The following is a 15,142-nucleotide window of genomic DNA, read 5'->3' on the forward strand; positions in this document are numbered from 1 at the left end:
CAACAGCACGCGCCGCCCGCCCGGGAATCGGGCGGACGGCGCGGGGCGGGCGGGCGATCGGGCGGGGGAGACGGATGCGCCGTCAGACCCCCGGCGGCAGGTCCTTGGCGCGGGAACGCACCTGGAACGCCGTGACGATCTCGACCGCGCCGACGGCGAGCAGCCAGATGCCGCCCAGGACCATCAGCACCGCGGCCGATTCCAGCGGGGAGACGATGAGGACCACGCCGGCGAGCGCGTTGACGACGCCGAGGAAGATGTGCCAGCCGCGCGCCGGCATCGCGGCGTCGGAGGCCGCCGCGATCGTCTCGGTGATGCCGCGGAAGAGCCAGCCGATCCCGATCCAGAGCGCGAGCAGCAGGATCGACTGCGTCGCGCCCCGGAAGCACAGCAGGCCGAGCAGGATCGAGAGGGCGCCGCTGATGAACGCCATGACACGGTGCGCGGTCGTGGTGTGCGTGCCGAAGGCGGCGATCAGCTGCATCACACCGCTGAACAGCAGGAAGAGACCGAAGAGCAGGCCGGCCACGAACAGCGAGGCGTCCGGCCAGGCCAGCACGATGACGCCGAGGATCAGGGACGCGATGCCGGCGAAGAGCAGCGCCTGCCAGGCGGCGCCCGCGAGCGCGCTCAGCGGGCCGGGCGGTATGTCCTGGTGCCTCGGGCCGTCTTGAGTGTGTGTCATGGACGGTTCCCGTCCTTCCTTGGAGGGGGTGGGCGGAGCCCGCGGGTCAGAGCGGAGTGGCGTAGGTGCTGAGGAAGAGCGCCTCGGCCAGCGCCATGTGCTCGATCTCCGAGGGGTCCACGCTCTCGTTGGGCGCGTGGATGAGACAGCCGGGTTCCTCGACACCGATCAGGGCGATCTCGGCGGCGGGGAAGTGGGCGGCGAGCACGTTGCAGAGCGGGATCGACCCGCCCTGCCCCGACTGCACCATCTCCTTCCCGTACGCCTCGCGGAGCGCCGTCGCCAGGGCGCGGTACGCGGGGCCGTCGGTCCTCGCCCGGAACGGCTGACCGCCGCTCTCCGGCTCCACCTCCACCCGGGCGCCCCAGGGGGCGGCCGAGGTCAGATGGGCGGCGAGGGCACGCTGGGCGTCGTCGGCGTCGACCCCCGGCGGGATCCGCAGGCTCACCCGGGCGCTGACCTTCGCCTGTACGGCCGCCGAGGAACCGACCACCGGCGGGCAGTCGATGCCGAGCACGGTGACGGCGGGCCGCGCCCAGAGTTCGTCGGCGACCGACCCCGTACCGACGAGGGAGACGCCGTCGAGGACGCCGACGTCGGCGCGGAACTGTTCGGCCGGGTAGTCCACCCCGTCCCAGGCGCCGTCGGCGGGCAGCCCCTCGACCACGGTGTTGCCGTGTTCGTCGCGGAGGCTGTCGAGGATCCGGATCAGCGCCGCCAGCGCGTCGGGGGCGGGTCCACCGAACATGCCGGAGTGCATCGCGCCCTTGAGGGTGGAGACGGTCACGACGACGTTGGCGAGCCCGCGCAGCGAGGTGGTCGTGGTGGGCAGGCCCAGGGCGAAGTTGCCGGTGTCGCAGATCAACAGGGTGTCGGCGGCGAAGAGGTCGGGCCGCAGGGGGACGAGCTGCTCCAGGCCTCCGGTGCCCTGCTCCTCCGAACCCTCCGCCACGAACTTGATGTTCACGGGGAAGCCCCGTCCGTCCGGCCCGCCGAGCGCACGGAGGGCCGTGAGGTGCATGGCGATGTTGCCCTTGCAGTCGGCCGAACCGCGGCCGTACCAGCGCCCGTCGCGCTCGGTGAGCTCGAACGGCGGTGTCTCCCAGGCCGCGTCGTCCAGTGGCGGCTGTACGTCGTAGTGGCAGTACAGGAGCACGGTGGGCGCCCCCTCGGGGCCCGGCGCGTGCCCCACGACCGCGTCCGTGCCGTCGGGGGTCGTCACCCGCCGCATGTCCTTGAGCCCCGCCTCGGTGAAGGCCCGTACGAGGAAGTCGGCGGTCCTCGCGCACTCCTCCGGCGGGAACTGGCGGGGGTCGGCGACCGAGCGCATCGCCACGAGCTCGGTCAGGTCCTCCTTCGCCCGGGGCATCAGCGCCCGGACCTTCTGCCGAAGGGCTGCGGTCCCGGTGGACTCGGCGGTCATGCGTACCCACTTCCCTCGGGCCGTGGCGGGGCGCGGCTCGCGGGCCCGGGACGGCGACGGCCCTCTCACCCAAGCATTCGTGAACAAACGTCGCAAAACATGACTCTTACGGAGCATTGACCCCCGGCCCCGGGCGGCGGAGGCCGGGCAGGGCGACGACAGTGGAACGGGACAAGAGTCCGCCCCTTCCCTCCTCCCGCACCTGGAGAACCCCATGGGCCACCCCAACCGACGCGACCTCGGGCTCCTCGTGCTGCGGGTCGGCACCGGAGCCGTCCTCGCCGCACACGGCACCCAGAAGCTCTTCGGCTGGTTCGGCGGCGGCGGTATCGAGGGCACCACCAAGGGCATGGAGGCCATGGGCTTCCACCCGGGCCGGGAGAGCGCCATCGCCGCCGGTCTCGGCGAGGCGGGCGGCGGCGCCCTGCTCGCCCTCGGCCTCGCCACCCCGGCCGCCGGCGCCGCGGCCGCCGGAGCCATGACCGGCGCCGTCGCCGTCCACGCCCCGGCCGGCTTCTTCGCCCAGAGCGGCGGCTACGAGTACCCGGCCTTCCTCGGCTTCGTCGCCGCCGCGATCGGGGTCACCGGCGCCGGCCGGTACTCCCTCGACCACGCCACGGGCCATGTCCTCGACCGTCCCTGGGTGGTGATCACCGCCTTCCTCGGCACCGCGATCGCCGCCGCGGCCGTGGTCAACCGACGGGCCGGTGATCAGGCCGCAGCCGAGGCCGCGGAGGCGGAGGCGGAGGCGGAATCCGCGTGACCCCGGCCGAGGACGGGGGTCCCCACGCGCCCGCCGCGCGGGAGGGTTAGGCTCGCCGCAGAGGAAGGGACGGTCGCCGCGCATGAAGATCGATCTGACGGACACCAACTCCAGCAAGATCAACAAGGCGATCCTGGAAGGCCGCAGGGCCGTCGGCACTCCTGCCGCCGGCGTCGTGCTCACCCTTGTCGTCGTCACCGACGAGGAGAACGCCTACGACGCGGTCAAGGCCGCCAACGACGCCTCCCGGGAACACCCCTCCCGCATCCTGGTGGTCATCAAGCGCCATGCCCGCTCGCCCCGAGGGCGCCACGAGACCCGGCTCGACGCCGAGGTCCGGCTCGGCACCGACGCGGGTTCGGGCGAGACGGTGCTGCTCCGGCTCCACGGCGAACTCGGCGACCGCGCCGACTCGGTGGTCCTGCCGCTGCTCCTGCCGGACGCGCCCGTCGTCGTCTGGTGGCCCGTCGACGCCCCCGAGGTGCCGTCCCTCGACCCCCTGGGCTCGCTCGCCCAGCGGCGCATCACGGACATGTACGCGGTCGAGGACCCCCTCGCCGCCCTGGAGAAGCGGGCCGCCTCGTACGCCCCCGGCGACACCGACCTCGCCTGGACCCGGCTCACGCCGTGGCGCTCTATGCTGGCCGCCGCGCTCGACCAGGCCCCGCTGACCGTGACCTCGGCCGCCGTCGAGAGCGAGGCGGAGAACCCGAGCGCCGAACTCCTGGCCCGCTGGTTCGAGGTACGGCTCGGCGTTCCCGTCGACCGGGTCGTCACCGACGGACCTGTCGTCACAGCCGTCCGCATGGGCACCGCGGACGGCGAGATCCGCATCGACCGGCCCGAGGGGCCGGTGGCGCGGCTCTCCATCCCCGGTCAGCCCAGCCGCGTCCTCGCCCTCAAGGTCCGGACGACGGCCGAACTGATCGCCGAGGAACTGCGCCGCCTCGACCCGGACGAGGCGTACGCGATGGCCCTGCGCGGCCACGGCGCGGCTGCGAGGCCGAAGGACGGGTCCCGGGCCCGCGCCTGACAGGGACGCGCGCCCGGTCCCACGGGGGAGGCGCCCCACCTGAGCCGACGCCCGGCTCCGGTCCCTGCCCGGGCCTCGCTTCCGGCCCTCGCGCCCGCCCCTGACCTCAGGGTTTCTCGAACACCATGACGAAGTCGGCCATCTCCCGTACGCGGGGCACGTCGGGGTCCGGGAGCGCGAGGAGGCGCTCCCGGGTCTCCGCCACCAGACGGGTGGCGCCGTCGCCCGTGACCGACCAGGCGCCGGTGAACAGGCCGCCCGACAGGGAGCGGGCCATCGCGCGGGGCGACACCCGGAAGGCCGTGGGGCGTTCGGAGGCCGCGCCCCGGTAGACGAGTCCCCGCGCCTCGGCGATCGGCGCGAGGGTCCGCGGCCCGTCCTGACGGGTCCGGAGCGGGTCGAGCCGGTCCTCCAGCTCGCCCACCACGACCCCGATGTCGTCCGCGGGACGGGTGCCCCCGGCGGGGATCACCAGATAGCGGCCGCCCGGGCGGAGGACCCGGGCGACCTCGTCGAAGACCATGCCGTGGTCGGGGCCGGTGTGCAGCAGCCAGGTGGACACCGCCTGGCTCACCGAGCCGGTCCGTACCGGAAGGCGGCAGGCGTCCGCCACCGCCACCCGCGGCCCGAGCCGCTCCAGGGCCCGGGCGAGCATCCCGGTCGACAGGTCGAGGCCGTACACCACATGGCCGCGCGCGGTCAGTTCGGCCGCCACTATCCCCGTGCCCACGCCGATGTCGAGCACCGGGAGGCCGGGGTCGAGCAGCGGCGCGAGCTGCTCGGCGAAGCCGGCGGCCCGGGCCGTACCACCGCGCGAGGCGTCGTAGCCGGGGGCGATCGCGTCGAACTCCGCCGTGCCGGAGGCCGAAGTCATCCGTCTGTCTCCGTTCGTCTCTACCGTCCTCGGGGGTCAGGCCTCGGGGGTGAAGGCCACGGGCAGGGTCGCCATGCCGCGCAGGATGCCCTCGCGCCGGCTCAGATCCGTGTCCGGGTCGGCGAGCCGCAGGTCGGGGAAGCGGCGGAGCAGCGTGCCGATGGCGATGCGCGCCTCCGCGCGGGCCAGCGGCGCTCCCAGGCAGAAATGCACACCATGGCCGAAAGCGAGCTGTTGCGGCACCTCGCGGCGTGCCACGTCGAGGATGTCGGCACGGTCGTGGCGTGCCGGGTCGCGGTTGGCCGCGGCGAGCCCGATGATGATCATCTCGCCCGGCGGGACGGTGACCCCGCCGATCTCGTACGCGTCGGTGGTGAAGCGCGCGACCCCACGGCTCACCGGACCCTCGTAGCGCAGGAGTTCCTCGATCGCGCCCGGCAGCAGCGAGGGGTCGTCGCGGAGCGCGGCGAACTGGTCCGGGTGGCGCAGCAGGGCGTGGACGCCGTTGGCGATGAGGCTCGCCGTCGTCTCGTGTCCGGCGAGGGTGAGCAGAATCGTCATGGCCGTCAGCTCGCGGTCGCTGATCCGCTCCTCCGCCTGTGCGGCGCACAGCGCGCTCAGCAGGTCGTCCTTCGGATCCTGCTTCCGCCGCGCGATCAACGGCTCGAAGAACTCCGTGAGTTCGGCGCGCGCCTGGGCCCCCTTGGCGAGTCGCTCCGGGGTGTTGGGCGGCATGATCAGGCCGACCGCGAGACGGGCGAAGTCGGGCTGCCCCTCGGCCGGGATGCCGATGAGTTCGCTGAGGACGGCCATGGGCAGCGGCAGCGCGAACTCGGAGACCAGATCGGCGGTCCCGCGTGCCGCGAAGGCGTCGAGGAAGGTGTCGGTGTGTGCCTGGACGCGGGGCGCGAGCTGCTCGACCCGGCGCGCGGTGAAGGCCTTCGAGACGAGGTTGCGCAGCCGGGTGTGGTCCTCGCCGTCGGCGACGAGCATGCTGGCCATCAGGACGTTGGTGCGCTCCTGGTGGGCCATCTCCTCCTCCAGTCCGTCGACCCCGACGGGACTGCTGCTGAGTCGCGGGTCGGTGAGCGCGGCGACGGCCTCGTCGTATCCGGTGACCATCCAGACTTCAAGGGTGGGATTCAGCCGTACCCGCTGAACGACGCCGTGCTCGCGGATGCGCTCGAAGAGCGGGTAGGGGTTGGGCTGCTGGGCGACGTTCACCGGGACATCATGAACGATTGTCTGTTCTTGACCGGTCATCTTCCGTAACTCCCCGCCTATTTGTGAAAGATCTCTGGCAAGTAGTCATACCAGCCACCCCAGTTGCGTGGTAGCGTCACCGGCGCTCGGCTCGGATTGATGTTCGGAGAACGACCGGCCAACCGCCGGTTCCTGAATCAGCGAGGCGTTCCACCCACCGGTGACCGGCGCCTCGTACCGCTCGACTCGGTAGCAGCCAAGGCCTCAACCAGGCCCTATGCGCAGGGGGAGACGTTTCGTGGAGCAAGCGGCAGCCGTGGACCCGATTCTGGATCTGGCCCGTCCGTCGATCCTGCGGAACCCGTACCCGTCGTACGACCGGATGCGCGCGACCTCCCCCGTGCTGTGGCACGAACTGCTCGGTTCCTGGGTCCTGACCCGGCACGCCGACTGCCTCGCCGTGCTCACCGACAGCAACCGGTTCGCCTCCGACTGGCGGCGCGCCGGGGAGGAGATCCCCGCCCCGCTGCTCAGTGTGCAGACCCTCGACCCGCCGGAGCACACCGCCATCAGGCACCTGCTGCTCGACGGATTCCGGGCACAGGACCGGCAGGCGCTGCACGACGGCCTGGAGGGGCAGATCGCCGATCTGCTCGCGGAGCTGGCCCGGCGACCCTCCTTCGATCTCGTCGGGGAGCTCGCCGAACCGGTGGCGCTGCGCTTCGTGACCGCCTTCCTCGGCGTCGAGGCCCCCGGGCTCGACTGGTTCGTGCCCATGTCCCGTACCGTCGTCGACGGCATGGACGCCGGCCTCTGGCCCGAGAAGCACGAACCGGCCGTCGCGGCCCGCGCCCGGCTCGCGGAGTACGCGGGCGGATGGCTCGCGGATCCGCCCGAGGGCGGCCTCACCGCGTACGTCGCCGAGCACGCGGCGGACAGCGGCGTGGCAGAAACGGTTCTGCGCAACAGTCTGCGCGCGGTCCTCCACGCCGGCTACGAATCGGCCTCCCGGCTCCTCGGCAACGCCGCGGCAGCCCTCCTCACCACCCCCGGCGCGCTCGAAGCGTTCCGGGCGACCCCGGCCACGGCCGTGGACGAACTCGTCCGGTACGACGCACCGGTCCAGGCGGACGCCCGGGTCTGCGTCACCGACACCGAACTGGGTGGCGTCACGATGAAGGCGGGTGATCCGGTCACGCTCTTCCTGGGCGCGGCCAACCACGACCCGCTCCGCTTCGCCCACCCCACAGAGCTGCGACTCGACCGCGCCCCGAACCCGCACCTCGGGTTCGGCCGCGGGGCCCACGCCTGTCTGGGCGCGTCCATGGCGATCCGTCTCACCGGATCGGTCATCGGCGCCCTGGCCAGGGACTATCCGCAGGCACGGGCAGTCGCGGAACCAGAACACCGGCGCAATCTGACCCTCCGCGGTCTCGACTGCTTCGAGGTCACCCTGCGTCCAGACACGGGGGAGGAGGTACGACCATGAAGTACTGGCACTGAAACCAGTGAGCGTGCGGCCCGTCCGGGAGGCGGGCACCACGCCCGTGCACGACACCGTGCACCCCGCCGGAGCCCGAGCCCGCTGCACGGCTCGGGCTCCGGCCCTTGTGCCACGCCCGACGAGACGACGACGGGCCGGGTCAGGCGCCGGTTCGCCGGGCGACCGCCGGGGCGGCGCGGGCGTCGTCGACGAGCAGGGTCAGCGCACCGTCGACGGGACACCGCAGACCGACCGACAGACGCCGGACATGACCGTCCGGACCGAGCGTGTACGCGGCGGCCACCTGGAACAGGTCGTGGCCGGAGGGACACGTCACCATGCTCCCGCCCGCCCCCGGGGCCGGAGCGGCGGGCGACCGGAGCTCCAGGACCACCGGGTCCGCGCCGCCGCACCCCTGATCGTCCTGTACGTCGAGGGGCAGACAGCAGCCCTCGCAGAAGCACTCGTCCGCGGCCACCTCGAAACTGTCCCCGCCGCAGTACCGGCAGACGAGAGCACCGGTCACGCCCCGCCGCTCGGCCCCGCCGGAGGCGGCCGTTCCGGGCTCGGCCCCTCCGGCATCGGCTTCGCTGCGAGCGGAGCCCCCGGAATCCCCGGCGCCGCCGAGCAGCCGCAGCAGGGCGGCGTTCGCGGCCGCCCCGTCGCCCAGGGGGCCCTCACTCCACACACGGACGATCTCCACCGCAGTGATCATGCCACTGCCTGAGACGCGCCCGGGCCAGGCCCGGCTCGCCCTGGTCGCGAGATCCGCGGATTCATGGACGTGAACGGCGGCGGTCCGGCCGGACACTCCGCGCCGACGACGCCACGAGAAGCGCTCCGGGCCGGTCGCCGTGGCATCCTCGGACGAACCGCCCACAGCGTGTCCAGTTGTGGGCCTTCGTCGTCCTGCGCGGAGGGACACCATGCTCATCAGCCACGCCGTACGTCACCATGTCCTGCACGTGACGCTCCACCGCGACCTGGACGTCACCAACCGGGCCGCCGCCGCCCTCCAGATCCAGGCCCTGGTCCAGTCGATCCGCCCGACCCGGGTGGCCGTCGCGGTCCCGACCGTCGACCCCACCCCGGCCACCCTCAGCGCCCTCGCCCGCGCCCACCGCATGTGCGCGAGCCTGGGTATCCCGCTCACCCTGAGCGGCGCGAGCGCCCGCACCAGAAGACTCCTGGACGTGACGGCCGAGTAGCGGGCACGCCACCGGGCCGCGATGACCGTGCCGGGCGGTACGTCCGGCACGGTCACCGCCCTCACCCTCGGCAGCCCGCCCCGGCGTTCGGCGCGGTCGGTCGGGTCAGGGGCGTTCGTAGTGCTGGAGGACGCCGGCCGCGGAGAAGCAGAGGGCACCGGTGAGGGTGCCCCAGTCGGCGATGCCGGCGTTGACCAGGCTGCCGTCGGAGGGGCGTGTGAACGCGGCGAGTGCCGAGACCATGAAGAGGGCGGAGCCCAGCTGGTTCACGGCGACGATCCACCAGCCGAGGTCACGCGCCCGGACGCACCGCCGGCCGTGGCAGATCTCGACGAACGCGAGGTGGCCGGAGATCAGGAACAGCACGCAGCCGATCATGTCCGGCGCCCAGACGAACCGGTTGATCTGCTGGACGGTCAGGCCTCGCAGGAAGGAATCCAGCAGGTCGACCGCGAACACCAGGGTGCCGGCGAACAGGACGAACGCGCTCAGCCAGTCGACCCGCATCGGTTCGTAGCTCCACCACCGCCACTTCCGTGCGATCAGGGCGCCTTCCCCTCCCGGCACATGGCGCGGGGCGTTGACGACCTGGAGCAGGGACACATATCCGCCGGTGTTGAAGAACAGGCCGCCGGCGAAATAGATCGAGGCGCAGGTGGTGGCATCGCCGGAACCGAACTGGGCGACGGCGGCACCGGCCGCGAAGAGCGCCCCGCCGATGACGAACGCGGTGGCGGCCACGGCGTTGAGCCTGCGCAGCCGGGCCAGCGAGGCGTCGTCGGCCCGGGCATGACGGGCGGCGACCGCGCCGGGCGGACGAACGGCGATGAGGCCTCGGCGCCGGGCGGACCGGGACTCCCAGACGGCCGTGCCGCCACCGGGCGGCCGCCAGGTGAGACGGGTCGTGAAGGGTCCCGCGCCCTCGGCGCGTTGATCATGCTGTCCCACAGGCCGAGACTAGGTGTTCCGCCAGTCGTCGGCCACGCGCAACGCCGCCGACGGCCCGTGAGCGGGAGTCAGGGAAGTCGGCGAGCGGAGGCCGCTTGACTGACTCGCGTCGACGCCGAGGCGGAGGAGTGGCTCTCGCCGTCCCCGGCCGGTCGGCCGGAAGGGCCCTGTGCGCTGTTCGCGGTGTTCTGCGCGCAGGGGCCCTCCCAGGCTTCGCTCCCGTCGGCCGACGGGAGCGAGGGGCGCACGGAGGCGCTGAACGGCAGCTCCGTATCCTGAGGAGGGCGATGCGGGCACTGCCGATGCGTCGCAGCCACCCGCCGCAGCCGGGTGCCGCCTCACTCCGGGTGCCAGGTACCCGGCGAATGAACGGGAGTTGACCGGTGATCAGTCTGGCCGCAGTCGGGGGAGTCGCCCTGGTCGAACTGGGCATGGCCCTGACTCCGGGGCCGAACATGATCCACCTCGCCTCCCGCGCGATCACGCAGGGCCGCAGGGCGGGCCTGGTCAGCCTGAGCGGGACCGCGGTGGGATTCCTGTGCTACCTGCTGGCCGCGGCCGCCGGCCTGTCCGCGTTGTTCGCCGCCGTGCCACTGGCGTTCACGGTGGTCAAGCTTGCCGGAGCCGCCTACCTGGCCTACCTGGCCTGGGACATGCTCCGGCCCGGTGGCCGCTCACCCTTCGCTCCGGCCCGGGACCTGCCGCCCGTCTCCCACGCCCGCCTGTTCTCCATGGGTCTCCTGACCAACCTGCTCAACCCCAAGATCGCGCTCCTGTACGCGGCTCTTCTGCCTCAGTTCCTGGACCCGCACGCGGGCCCGGAATGGGCCCAACTACTGCAGCTCGGTGGTGTGCAGATCATCGTGGGGATCTCCGTGAACGCTCTGATCATGCTGGGCGCGGCGCGGGTGTCGGGGTTCCTGGCTGCCCGGCCGCGCGTGATGACCGCGCAGCGGCTCACGTCAGGCGGCTTGCTCGGCGTCTTCGCGCTGCGTACGGCTCTGTCCCGTACGCCGGTCTCGGCCTGAGCCCCATTCCTGCGCGCTCCGGGACGGTCGCCCCCTCATTACGGCGCGGTGGATCCAGGTTCAGGCTCCACCCGGCCGGTGTCGTACGCCCACATCGCGATCTCGACCCTGTTCCGGGCGCCGATCTTGGTCAGCAGGCTGGCGACGTGGGTCTTGGCGGTCGTCAAGCCGATGAACAGCTCGGCGGCGATCTCGGCGTTCGTGCGGCCACGGGCGACCAGCGTCAGCACCTCCTCCTCGCGTTCGGTGAGCGGCTCGACCGGCTGGGTGCGCCGGCTCGACGGTTCCCTGGCGGCGAGCGTGGCCAGCAGCCGCCGGGTGATGTTCGGCGCGATCAGGGCATCGCCGACGGCGGCGGCGTGGACGGCCTGGACGAGCAGCGCCGGCCCGGCGTCCTTGAGAAGAAAGCCCCGGGCGCCGGCCCGGAGCGCGCCCTGGACGTACTCGTCGAGGTCGAATGTCGTGATCACCACGACCGCGATCGGGTCCGGGACGCCCCGCCCCGCGAGGAGCCTGGTCACCTCGACGCCGTCGATCCCGGGCATCTGGATGTCGACCAGGCACACGTCGGGGCGGAGCCGATGCGCCAGCTCGACGGCGGCGTGACCGTCGGCGGCCTGGCCGACGACCTCGATGTCGGGCTGCGCGTCAAGGATCATCGACAGGCCGGTGCGCACCAGATCTTGGTCGTCGGCCACCAGCACGCGCACCGTCATCGGCGTACCTTCGTCGGCATCTCGGCGTCGACCGTCCACCCGCCCTCGGGCGCGGGCCCGGCACGCAGCGTGCCGCCGAGCAGCTGCACGCGCTCGGTCATTCCCAGCAGCCCGAAGCCGTGGTTCCCCGACCGTGCCGGGTCGGTCTGTCCGTCGTCGGTGACGCGTAGTCGCAGCATTCCCGCGTCCTCCACGAGCCGGATCTCCACACGTGAGGCGTTGCGGGCGTGCCTCAGGGCGTTGGTCAGCGCCTCTTGCGCCAGCCGGTAGACCGCCGCGTCGACCTGGGGTGGCAGTTCACGCATGTCCTCGGGCAACTCTACGTCGACGACCGGGACCGGGGCGCGTCGGGCGAGGGACACCAGGTCGGCAACGCCGGGCTGGGGGGCGTACCGCGCCGGCGCTCCGTCGCGCAGCACCCGGACCATCGCCCGCATCTCCGCGAGCGTCCGCGAGGCTTCCCCCTCGATGACCACCAGCGCGTCGAGCGCCGCTTCAGGTCGCTGCCCGGCCATCGCCCGGCCCGCCTGCGCCTGGACGGCGATCGCCGAGACGTGGTGGGCGACGATGTCATGCAGTTCGCGAGCGAGGCCGACCCGCTCCTGGCTGCGGCTCTGGTCCAACGCCCGGCGCCAGCTCTCGGCGCGGTAGCGGAACGCCGCTCCGCCGGCCGCCGCCGCCGCCAGGACGGCGAACCCGCCGACGGCCTCCGCCGGCCGGGTGTGGTCGGCGACCGTACCGATCGCCGCGGCGACCGCCACCACCGCCAGCCCGATCACGATCTCGCGCCCCGAGCCCCAGCGGACCAGCGCGTAGACGAGCACCAGGATGAAGATCATCGTGTCGAGGCCCGTGCTCGGGGCCCCCACCAGCAGGCTCGCCAGTCCCCACGCCATCGCGGCGCCGAAGGCCACCACGACACAGGCCAACGGGTGGGTACGCCGCCACAGCAGCACCGGCGCAAGTCCGACCGCCACGATCGTGGCGAGCGGCCGCCAGGCGACGTCGTCCCGGAGGGCTCCTTCGAGCAGCGCCGTCACCATCAGCACCCCGACCAGCACCCGGTCGCGCGACACCCGTCGGGGAGCGTCCGTGGCGCGGGGCTCGGCCCACAGTGAACTCAGGGCGTTGGCGGTCACACACCCAGCTTACGGACCGCCGGGGCGTCGGGGACCGACCGAAAGAACGAGACGCCGCTCCTCCGAACTGCCGAGGCGGGTCCGGCCTCGACGTCGATGTGCCCGCCACGGGGCTCGGCGATCGTGGGTCTACCGGTACCAGTCCCACCACGACGACGGAGGCCACGATGAGAACGCGTCGACCCCCCACGACCGCACTGGACGACCAGCGGATCCCGGTGAGAGCAAAGCTCGCGGCGGCGTGGACGAGCTTCATGTTCCTGTACGTCTACGTGGACATTCTCGCCTTCTTCAAGCCTGGGGTCATCGATGACATCGAGGGCGGCATCGTCTGGGAGTTCCACATCAGCCAGGCTCTGCTGACCGGCTTCCTCGTGACCATGGCGATCCCGATCCTCATGGTCGTGCTGTCGATGACGCTGCCCGCCCGGGCGAACCGCGTCACGAACCTCATCGTGGCCTCGGTACAGGTCCCCTTCGCGGCGTTCAACGCGGTGGGTGAGTCCTGGACGTACTTCTACGGCCTCGGCGTCGCACTGGAAGTGATCGTTCTCGCCCTCATCCTGCGGTACGCCTGGACCTGGCCCCGCGTCACACCGTCGGCGGCCGGCCCGGACCGTGAAACCGTTCGCGCCCGGCAGCGGGCGTGAACCCGAGAGCGGTCCCCATGGCCGTCGAACACGCGCACGGGCCCACCACATCGTCGATCATTCTCTTCCGGAAAGTGGCCAGGAGATGACCTGTTCCGCTTCCAGGATGAGGTCATGACGCACACCGAGAACACCCCCCTGACCACCCTCACCCCCGACACCACCGGTGACCCCCGCCAGGGCCTGCTGAAAGCGATCGCGCTGGCCGGACGTACCGTCGCCGCCGTCCGGCCCGAGCAGTGGGACGGGCCCACGCCCTGTACCGAGTTCACCGTCCGGCGGCTGGCCGGGCACCTCGTCGCCGTCCTGCGCCGGATCGCCCTCGCCGGGCGCGGCGGCGACGTGTCGAGTCTCCCCACGCTCGTCGACGACCTCGCGGACAGTGCATGGCAGGAAGCGTGGGACGCCGCGGTGCGTGAGGTCGAAGCGGCGTGGGCGGACCCCGCGATCCTGGGCCGGACCCTGACCCTGCCGTTCGGCAACATTCCAGGCGCCGCCGCCGCGGCCGTCTGGACCTCCGAGTTCACCGTCCACACCTGGGACATCGCCACCGCCAGCGGCCAGCACCCGGACTGGGACCCCGAACTCATCGCCGTCTCGTACGCCGCCATGCAGCGCGGGCTGCCCGCCGGGCCGCGCGACGGCGCGCCGTTCGCAGCCGCGGTGGACGTCCACCCGGACGCGCCGGCCATCGACCGCCTCGTCGCGTGGTGCGGACGCAAGCCGTAACGGTATCGGAGACGAAGAGGGCGGCCCCAGGACCGGGGCCGCCCTCCCCGCACGTTCGGGCCGGACGGCGCCACGACGCTGGACCGCTCTGACGCCCCCGCCCCACCGCGGGCGGGTGGCGGCGTCGGCTCCGTACCCTGGTGGCATGCGTATGCGCCCCACTCTGAGCTGGACCCCCACCGAGGACCTGCTGCCGGGCACCACCAGTCTGGCGCCGGTCGCCGACGCACTGAGCGCCGGAGGCGTCCTGGTGCTCAGCGGGGCGGGCATCTCCACGGAGTCAGGCATTCCCGACTACCGGGGCGAGGGCGGAAGCCTGAGCCGGCACACCCCGATGACCTACCAGGAATTCACCGCAGAAGCCCTGGCACGGCGCCGGTACTGGGCGCGCAGCCACCTCGGCTGGCGTACCTTCGGCCGCGCACGGCCCAACGCCGGGCACCGGGCCGTTGCCGCCTTCGGACGGCACGGCCTGCTCGCGGGAGTGATCACCCAGAACGTCGACGGCCTGCACCAGTCGGCCGGCAGCGAGAGCGTCGTGGAACTGCACGGAAGCCTGGAGCGGGTGGTCTGTCTCTCCTGCGGGGCCTTCAGTCCGCGCCGCGAGCTCGCCCGGCGGCTGGAGCGGGCCAACCCGGGTTTCGAGCCGGTGGCGGCCGGAACCAACCCGGACGGTGACGCGGACCTCACCGACGAACAGGTCGGCGACTTCCAGGTGGTGCCCTGCGCCGACTGCGGGGGCACCCTCAAGCCCGACGTGGTGTTCTTCGGCGAAGCCGTTCCGCCGCAGCGGGTCGAGCGCTGCCGTGAGCTGGTACGTGAGGCGGCCTCGCTGCTGGTTCTGGGGTCGTCCCTCACCGTGATGAGCGGGCTCCGGTTCGTCCGCCAGGCGGCCCAGGCCGGAAAGCCGGTGCTGATCGTCAACCGGGACCCGACCCGGGGCGACCGGCACGCGGTCACGCGGGTGACCCTGCCTCTGGGGACGGCCCTCACCACCGTGGCCGGCCGGCTGGAGATCCCCGTCGTCCCCGTCGACGGTCAGGTGGCGGGGTGATCGCGAGGCCTGCGAGGGCCATGAGGTGCTCACGTGCCGGCACCTCGCCCGCCGGCGGCAGGGAGGACCGGCCCGCGAGGAACACGGACCGGCCCGATGCCCGCCTGAGCGCTGAGCGGTGAGCGGGGAGGATCCTGCGCGTTTGCCGTGCCCGGGCTGGGCATACGTACGGACGATCGCGAGCCCCGACCAGCTCCGACGGATCC

General features: G+C 72.7%; 16 protein-coding genes. 8 read left to right on the forward strand and 8 right to left on the reverse strand.

Annotation, left to right across the window (positions count from 1 at the left end; all coding sequences use genetic code 11):
• Positions 1 to 82 precede the first annotated feature (82 nt).
• Together OG392_RS32120 and OG392_RS32125 are read right to left on the reverse strand one after the other, a co-directional pair.
• Positions 83 to 685: an HdeD family acid-resistance protein gene (locus OG392_RS32120; RefSeq protein ID WP_329285275.1), complete on the reverse strand. Its 603-nt coding sequence runs from the start codon at positions 683 to 685 to the stop codon at positions 83 to 85.
• A gap of 46 nt (positions 686 to 731) precedes the next feature.
• The gene (locus OG392_RS32125; RefSeq protein ID WP_329285277.1) at positions 732 to 2,108 is read right to left on the reverse strand and encodes a dipeptidase; all 1,377 of its coding nucleotides are present in this window, start codon (positions 2,106 to 2,108) and stop codon (positions 732 to 734) included.
• Positions 2,109 to 2,322: 214 nt separating this feature from the next.
• Between OG392_RS32125 and OG392_RS32130 the strand changes: the two genes are divergently transcribed.
• Both OG392_RS32130 and opcA read left to right on the forward strand, forming a co-directional pair.
• Complete coding sequence (locus OG392_RS32130) at positions 2,323 to 2,871, forward strand: DoxX family protein (RefSeq protein ID WP_329285278.1); 549 nt, start codon at positions 2,323 to 2,325, stop codon at positions 2,869 to 2,871.
• Positions 2,872 to 2,953: 82 nt separating this feature from the next.
• A complete protein-coding gene (gene opcA / locus OG392_RS32135) occupies positions 2,954 to 3,904 on the forward strand; it encodes a glucose-6-phosphate dehydrogenase assembly protein OpcA (protein ID WP_329285280.1) in 951 nt (316 codons plus the stop codon).
• Between the two features lie 106 nt (positions 3,905 to 4,010).
• Here the strand turns inward: opcA and OG392_RS32140 are convergent, their stop codons facing one another.
• Both OG392_RS32140 and OG392_RS32145 read right to left on the reverse strand, forming a co-directional pair.
• Positions 4,011 to 4,778 (reverse strand): class I SAM-dependent methyltransferase, encoded by a 768-nt coding sequence (locus OG392_RS32140; RefSeq protein WP_329285283.1) that lies wholly within the window; start codon positions 4,776 to 4,778, stop codon positions 4,011 to 4,013.
• Positions 4,779 to 4,814: 36 nt separating this feature from the next.
• Complete coding sequence (locus OG392_RS32145; protein WP_329285285.1) at positions 4,815 to 6,002, reverse strand: cytochrome P450 family protein; 1,188 nt, start codon at positions 6,000 to 6,002, stop codon at positions 4,815 to 4,817.
• Between the two features lie 295 nt (positions 6,003 to 6,297).
• On the opposite strand from OG392_RS32145, the gene OG392_RS32150 reads away from it, so the two are divergent.
• Positions 6,298 to 7,470, forward strand: a complete 1,173-nt coding sequence (locus OG392_RS32150; RefSeq protein ID WP_329285288.1) for a cytochrome P450 — start codon at positions 6,298 to 6,300, stop codon at positions 7,468 to 7,470.
• A gap of 154 nt (positions 7,471 to 7,624) precedes the next feature.
• Here OG392_RS32150 and OG392_RS32155 read toward each other — a convergent pair whose 3' ends face one another.
• A complete protein-coding gene (locus OG392_RS32155) occupies positions 7,625 to 8,167 on the reverse strand; it encodes a hypothetical protein (RefSeq protein ID WP_329285289.1) in 543 nt (180 codons plus the stop codon).
• A gap of 223 nt (positions 8,168 to 8,390) precedes the next feature.
• On the opposite strand from OG392_RS32155, the gene OG392_RS32160 reads away from it, so the two are divergent.
• The gene (locus OG392_RS32160) at positions 8,391 to 8,672 is read left to right on the forward strand and encodes a hypothetical protein (RefSeq protein WP_329285291.1); all 282 of its coding nucleotides are present in this window, start codon (positions 8,391 to 8,393) and stop codon (positions 8,670 to 8,672) included.
• A gap of 105 nt (positions 8,673 to 8,777) precedes the next feature.
• Here OG392_RS32160 and OG392_RS32165 read toward each other — a convergent pair whose 3' ends face one another.
• Positions 8,778 to 9,620 carry a hypothetical protein gene (locus OG392_RS32165; protein ID WP_329285292.1) on the reverse strand — a complete coding sequence of 281 codons (843 nt, stop codon included), beginning with the start codon at positions 9,618 to 9,620 and terminating at the stop codon, positions 8,778 to 8,780.
• 383 nt (positions 9,621 to 10,003) lie between these two features.
• On the opposite strand from OG392_RS32165, the gene OG392_RS32170 reads away from it, so the two are divergent.
• The gene (locus tag OG392_RS32170) at positions 10,004 to 10,648 is read left to right on the forward strand and encodes a LysE family translocator (protein WP_329285293.1); all 645 of its coding nucleotides are present in this window, start codon (positions 10,004 to 10,006) and stop codon (positions 10,646 to 10,648) included.
• Positions 10,649 to 10,686: 38 nt separating this feature from the next.
• On the opposite strand, the gene OG392_RS32175 is transcribed toward OG392_RS32170, so the two are convergent.
• Entirely contained in the window at positions 10,687 to 11,364 is a 678-nt protein-coding gene (locus OG392_RS32175) for a response regulator transcription factor (RefSeq protein ID WP_329285296.1), read from the reverse strand.
• Positions 11,361 to 12,503: a sensor histidine kinase gene (locus OG392_RS32180; RefSeq protein ID WP_329285298.1), complete on the reverse strand. Its 1,143-nt coding sequence runs from the start codon at positions 12,501 to 12,503 to the stop codon at positions 11,361 to 11,363. Before OG392_RS32180 ends, OG392_RS32175 begins: the two co-directional genes overlap by 4 nt.
• A 167-nt stretch (positions 12,504 to 12,670) precedes the next feature.
• On the opposite strand from OG392_RS32180, the gene OG392_RS32185 reads away from it, so the two are divergent.
• The 3 genes from OG392_RS32185 (at position 12,671) to OG392_RS32195 (ending at position 14,936) form a co-directional block, all read left to right on the forward strand.
• Positions 12,671 to 13,153 (forward strand): DUF6326 family protein, encoded by a 483-nt coding sequence (locus OG392_RS32185; RefSeq protein ID WP_329285300.1) that lies wholly within the window; start codon positions 12,671 to 12,673, stop codon positions 13,151 to 13,153.
• Between the two features lie 114 nt (positions 13,154 to 13,267).
• Entirely contained in the window at positions 13,268 to 13,882 is a 615-nt protein-coding gene (locus tag OG392_RS32190; RefSeq protein ID WP_329285303.1) for a TIGR03086 family metal-binding protein, read from the forward strand.
• Between the two features lie 145 nt (positions 13,883 to 14,027).
• On the forward strand, positions 14,028 to 14,936 hold the full coding sequence (locus OG392_RS32195; RefSeq protein ID WP_329285305.1) for an NAD-dependent protein deacetylase: 909 nt from the start codon (positions 14,028 to 14,030) through the stop codon (positions 14,934 to 14,936).
• Positions 14,937 to 15,142 lie beyond the last annotated feature (206 nt).

It is taken from the genome of Streptomyces sp. NBC_00691 (assembly GCF_036226665.1).
Classification (GTDB): Bacteria; Actinomycetota; Actinomycetes; order Streptomycetales; family Streptomycetaceae; genus Streptomyces.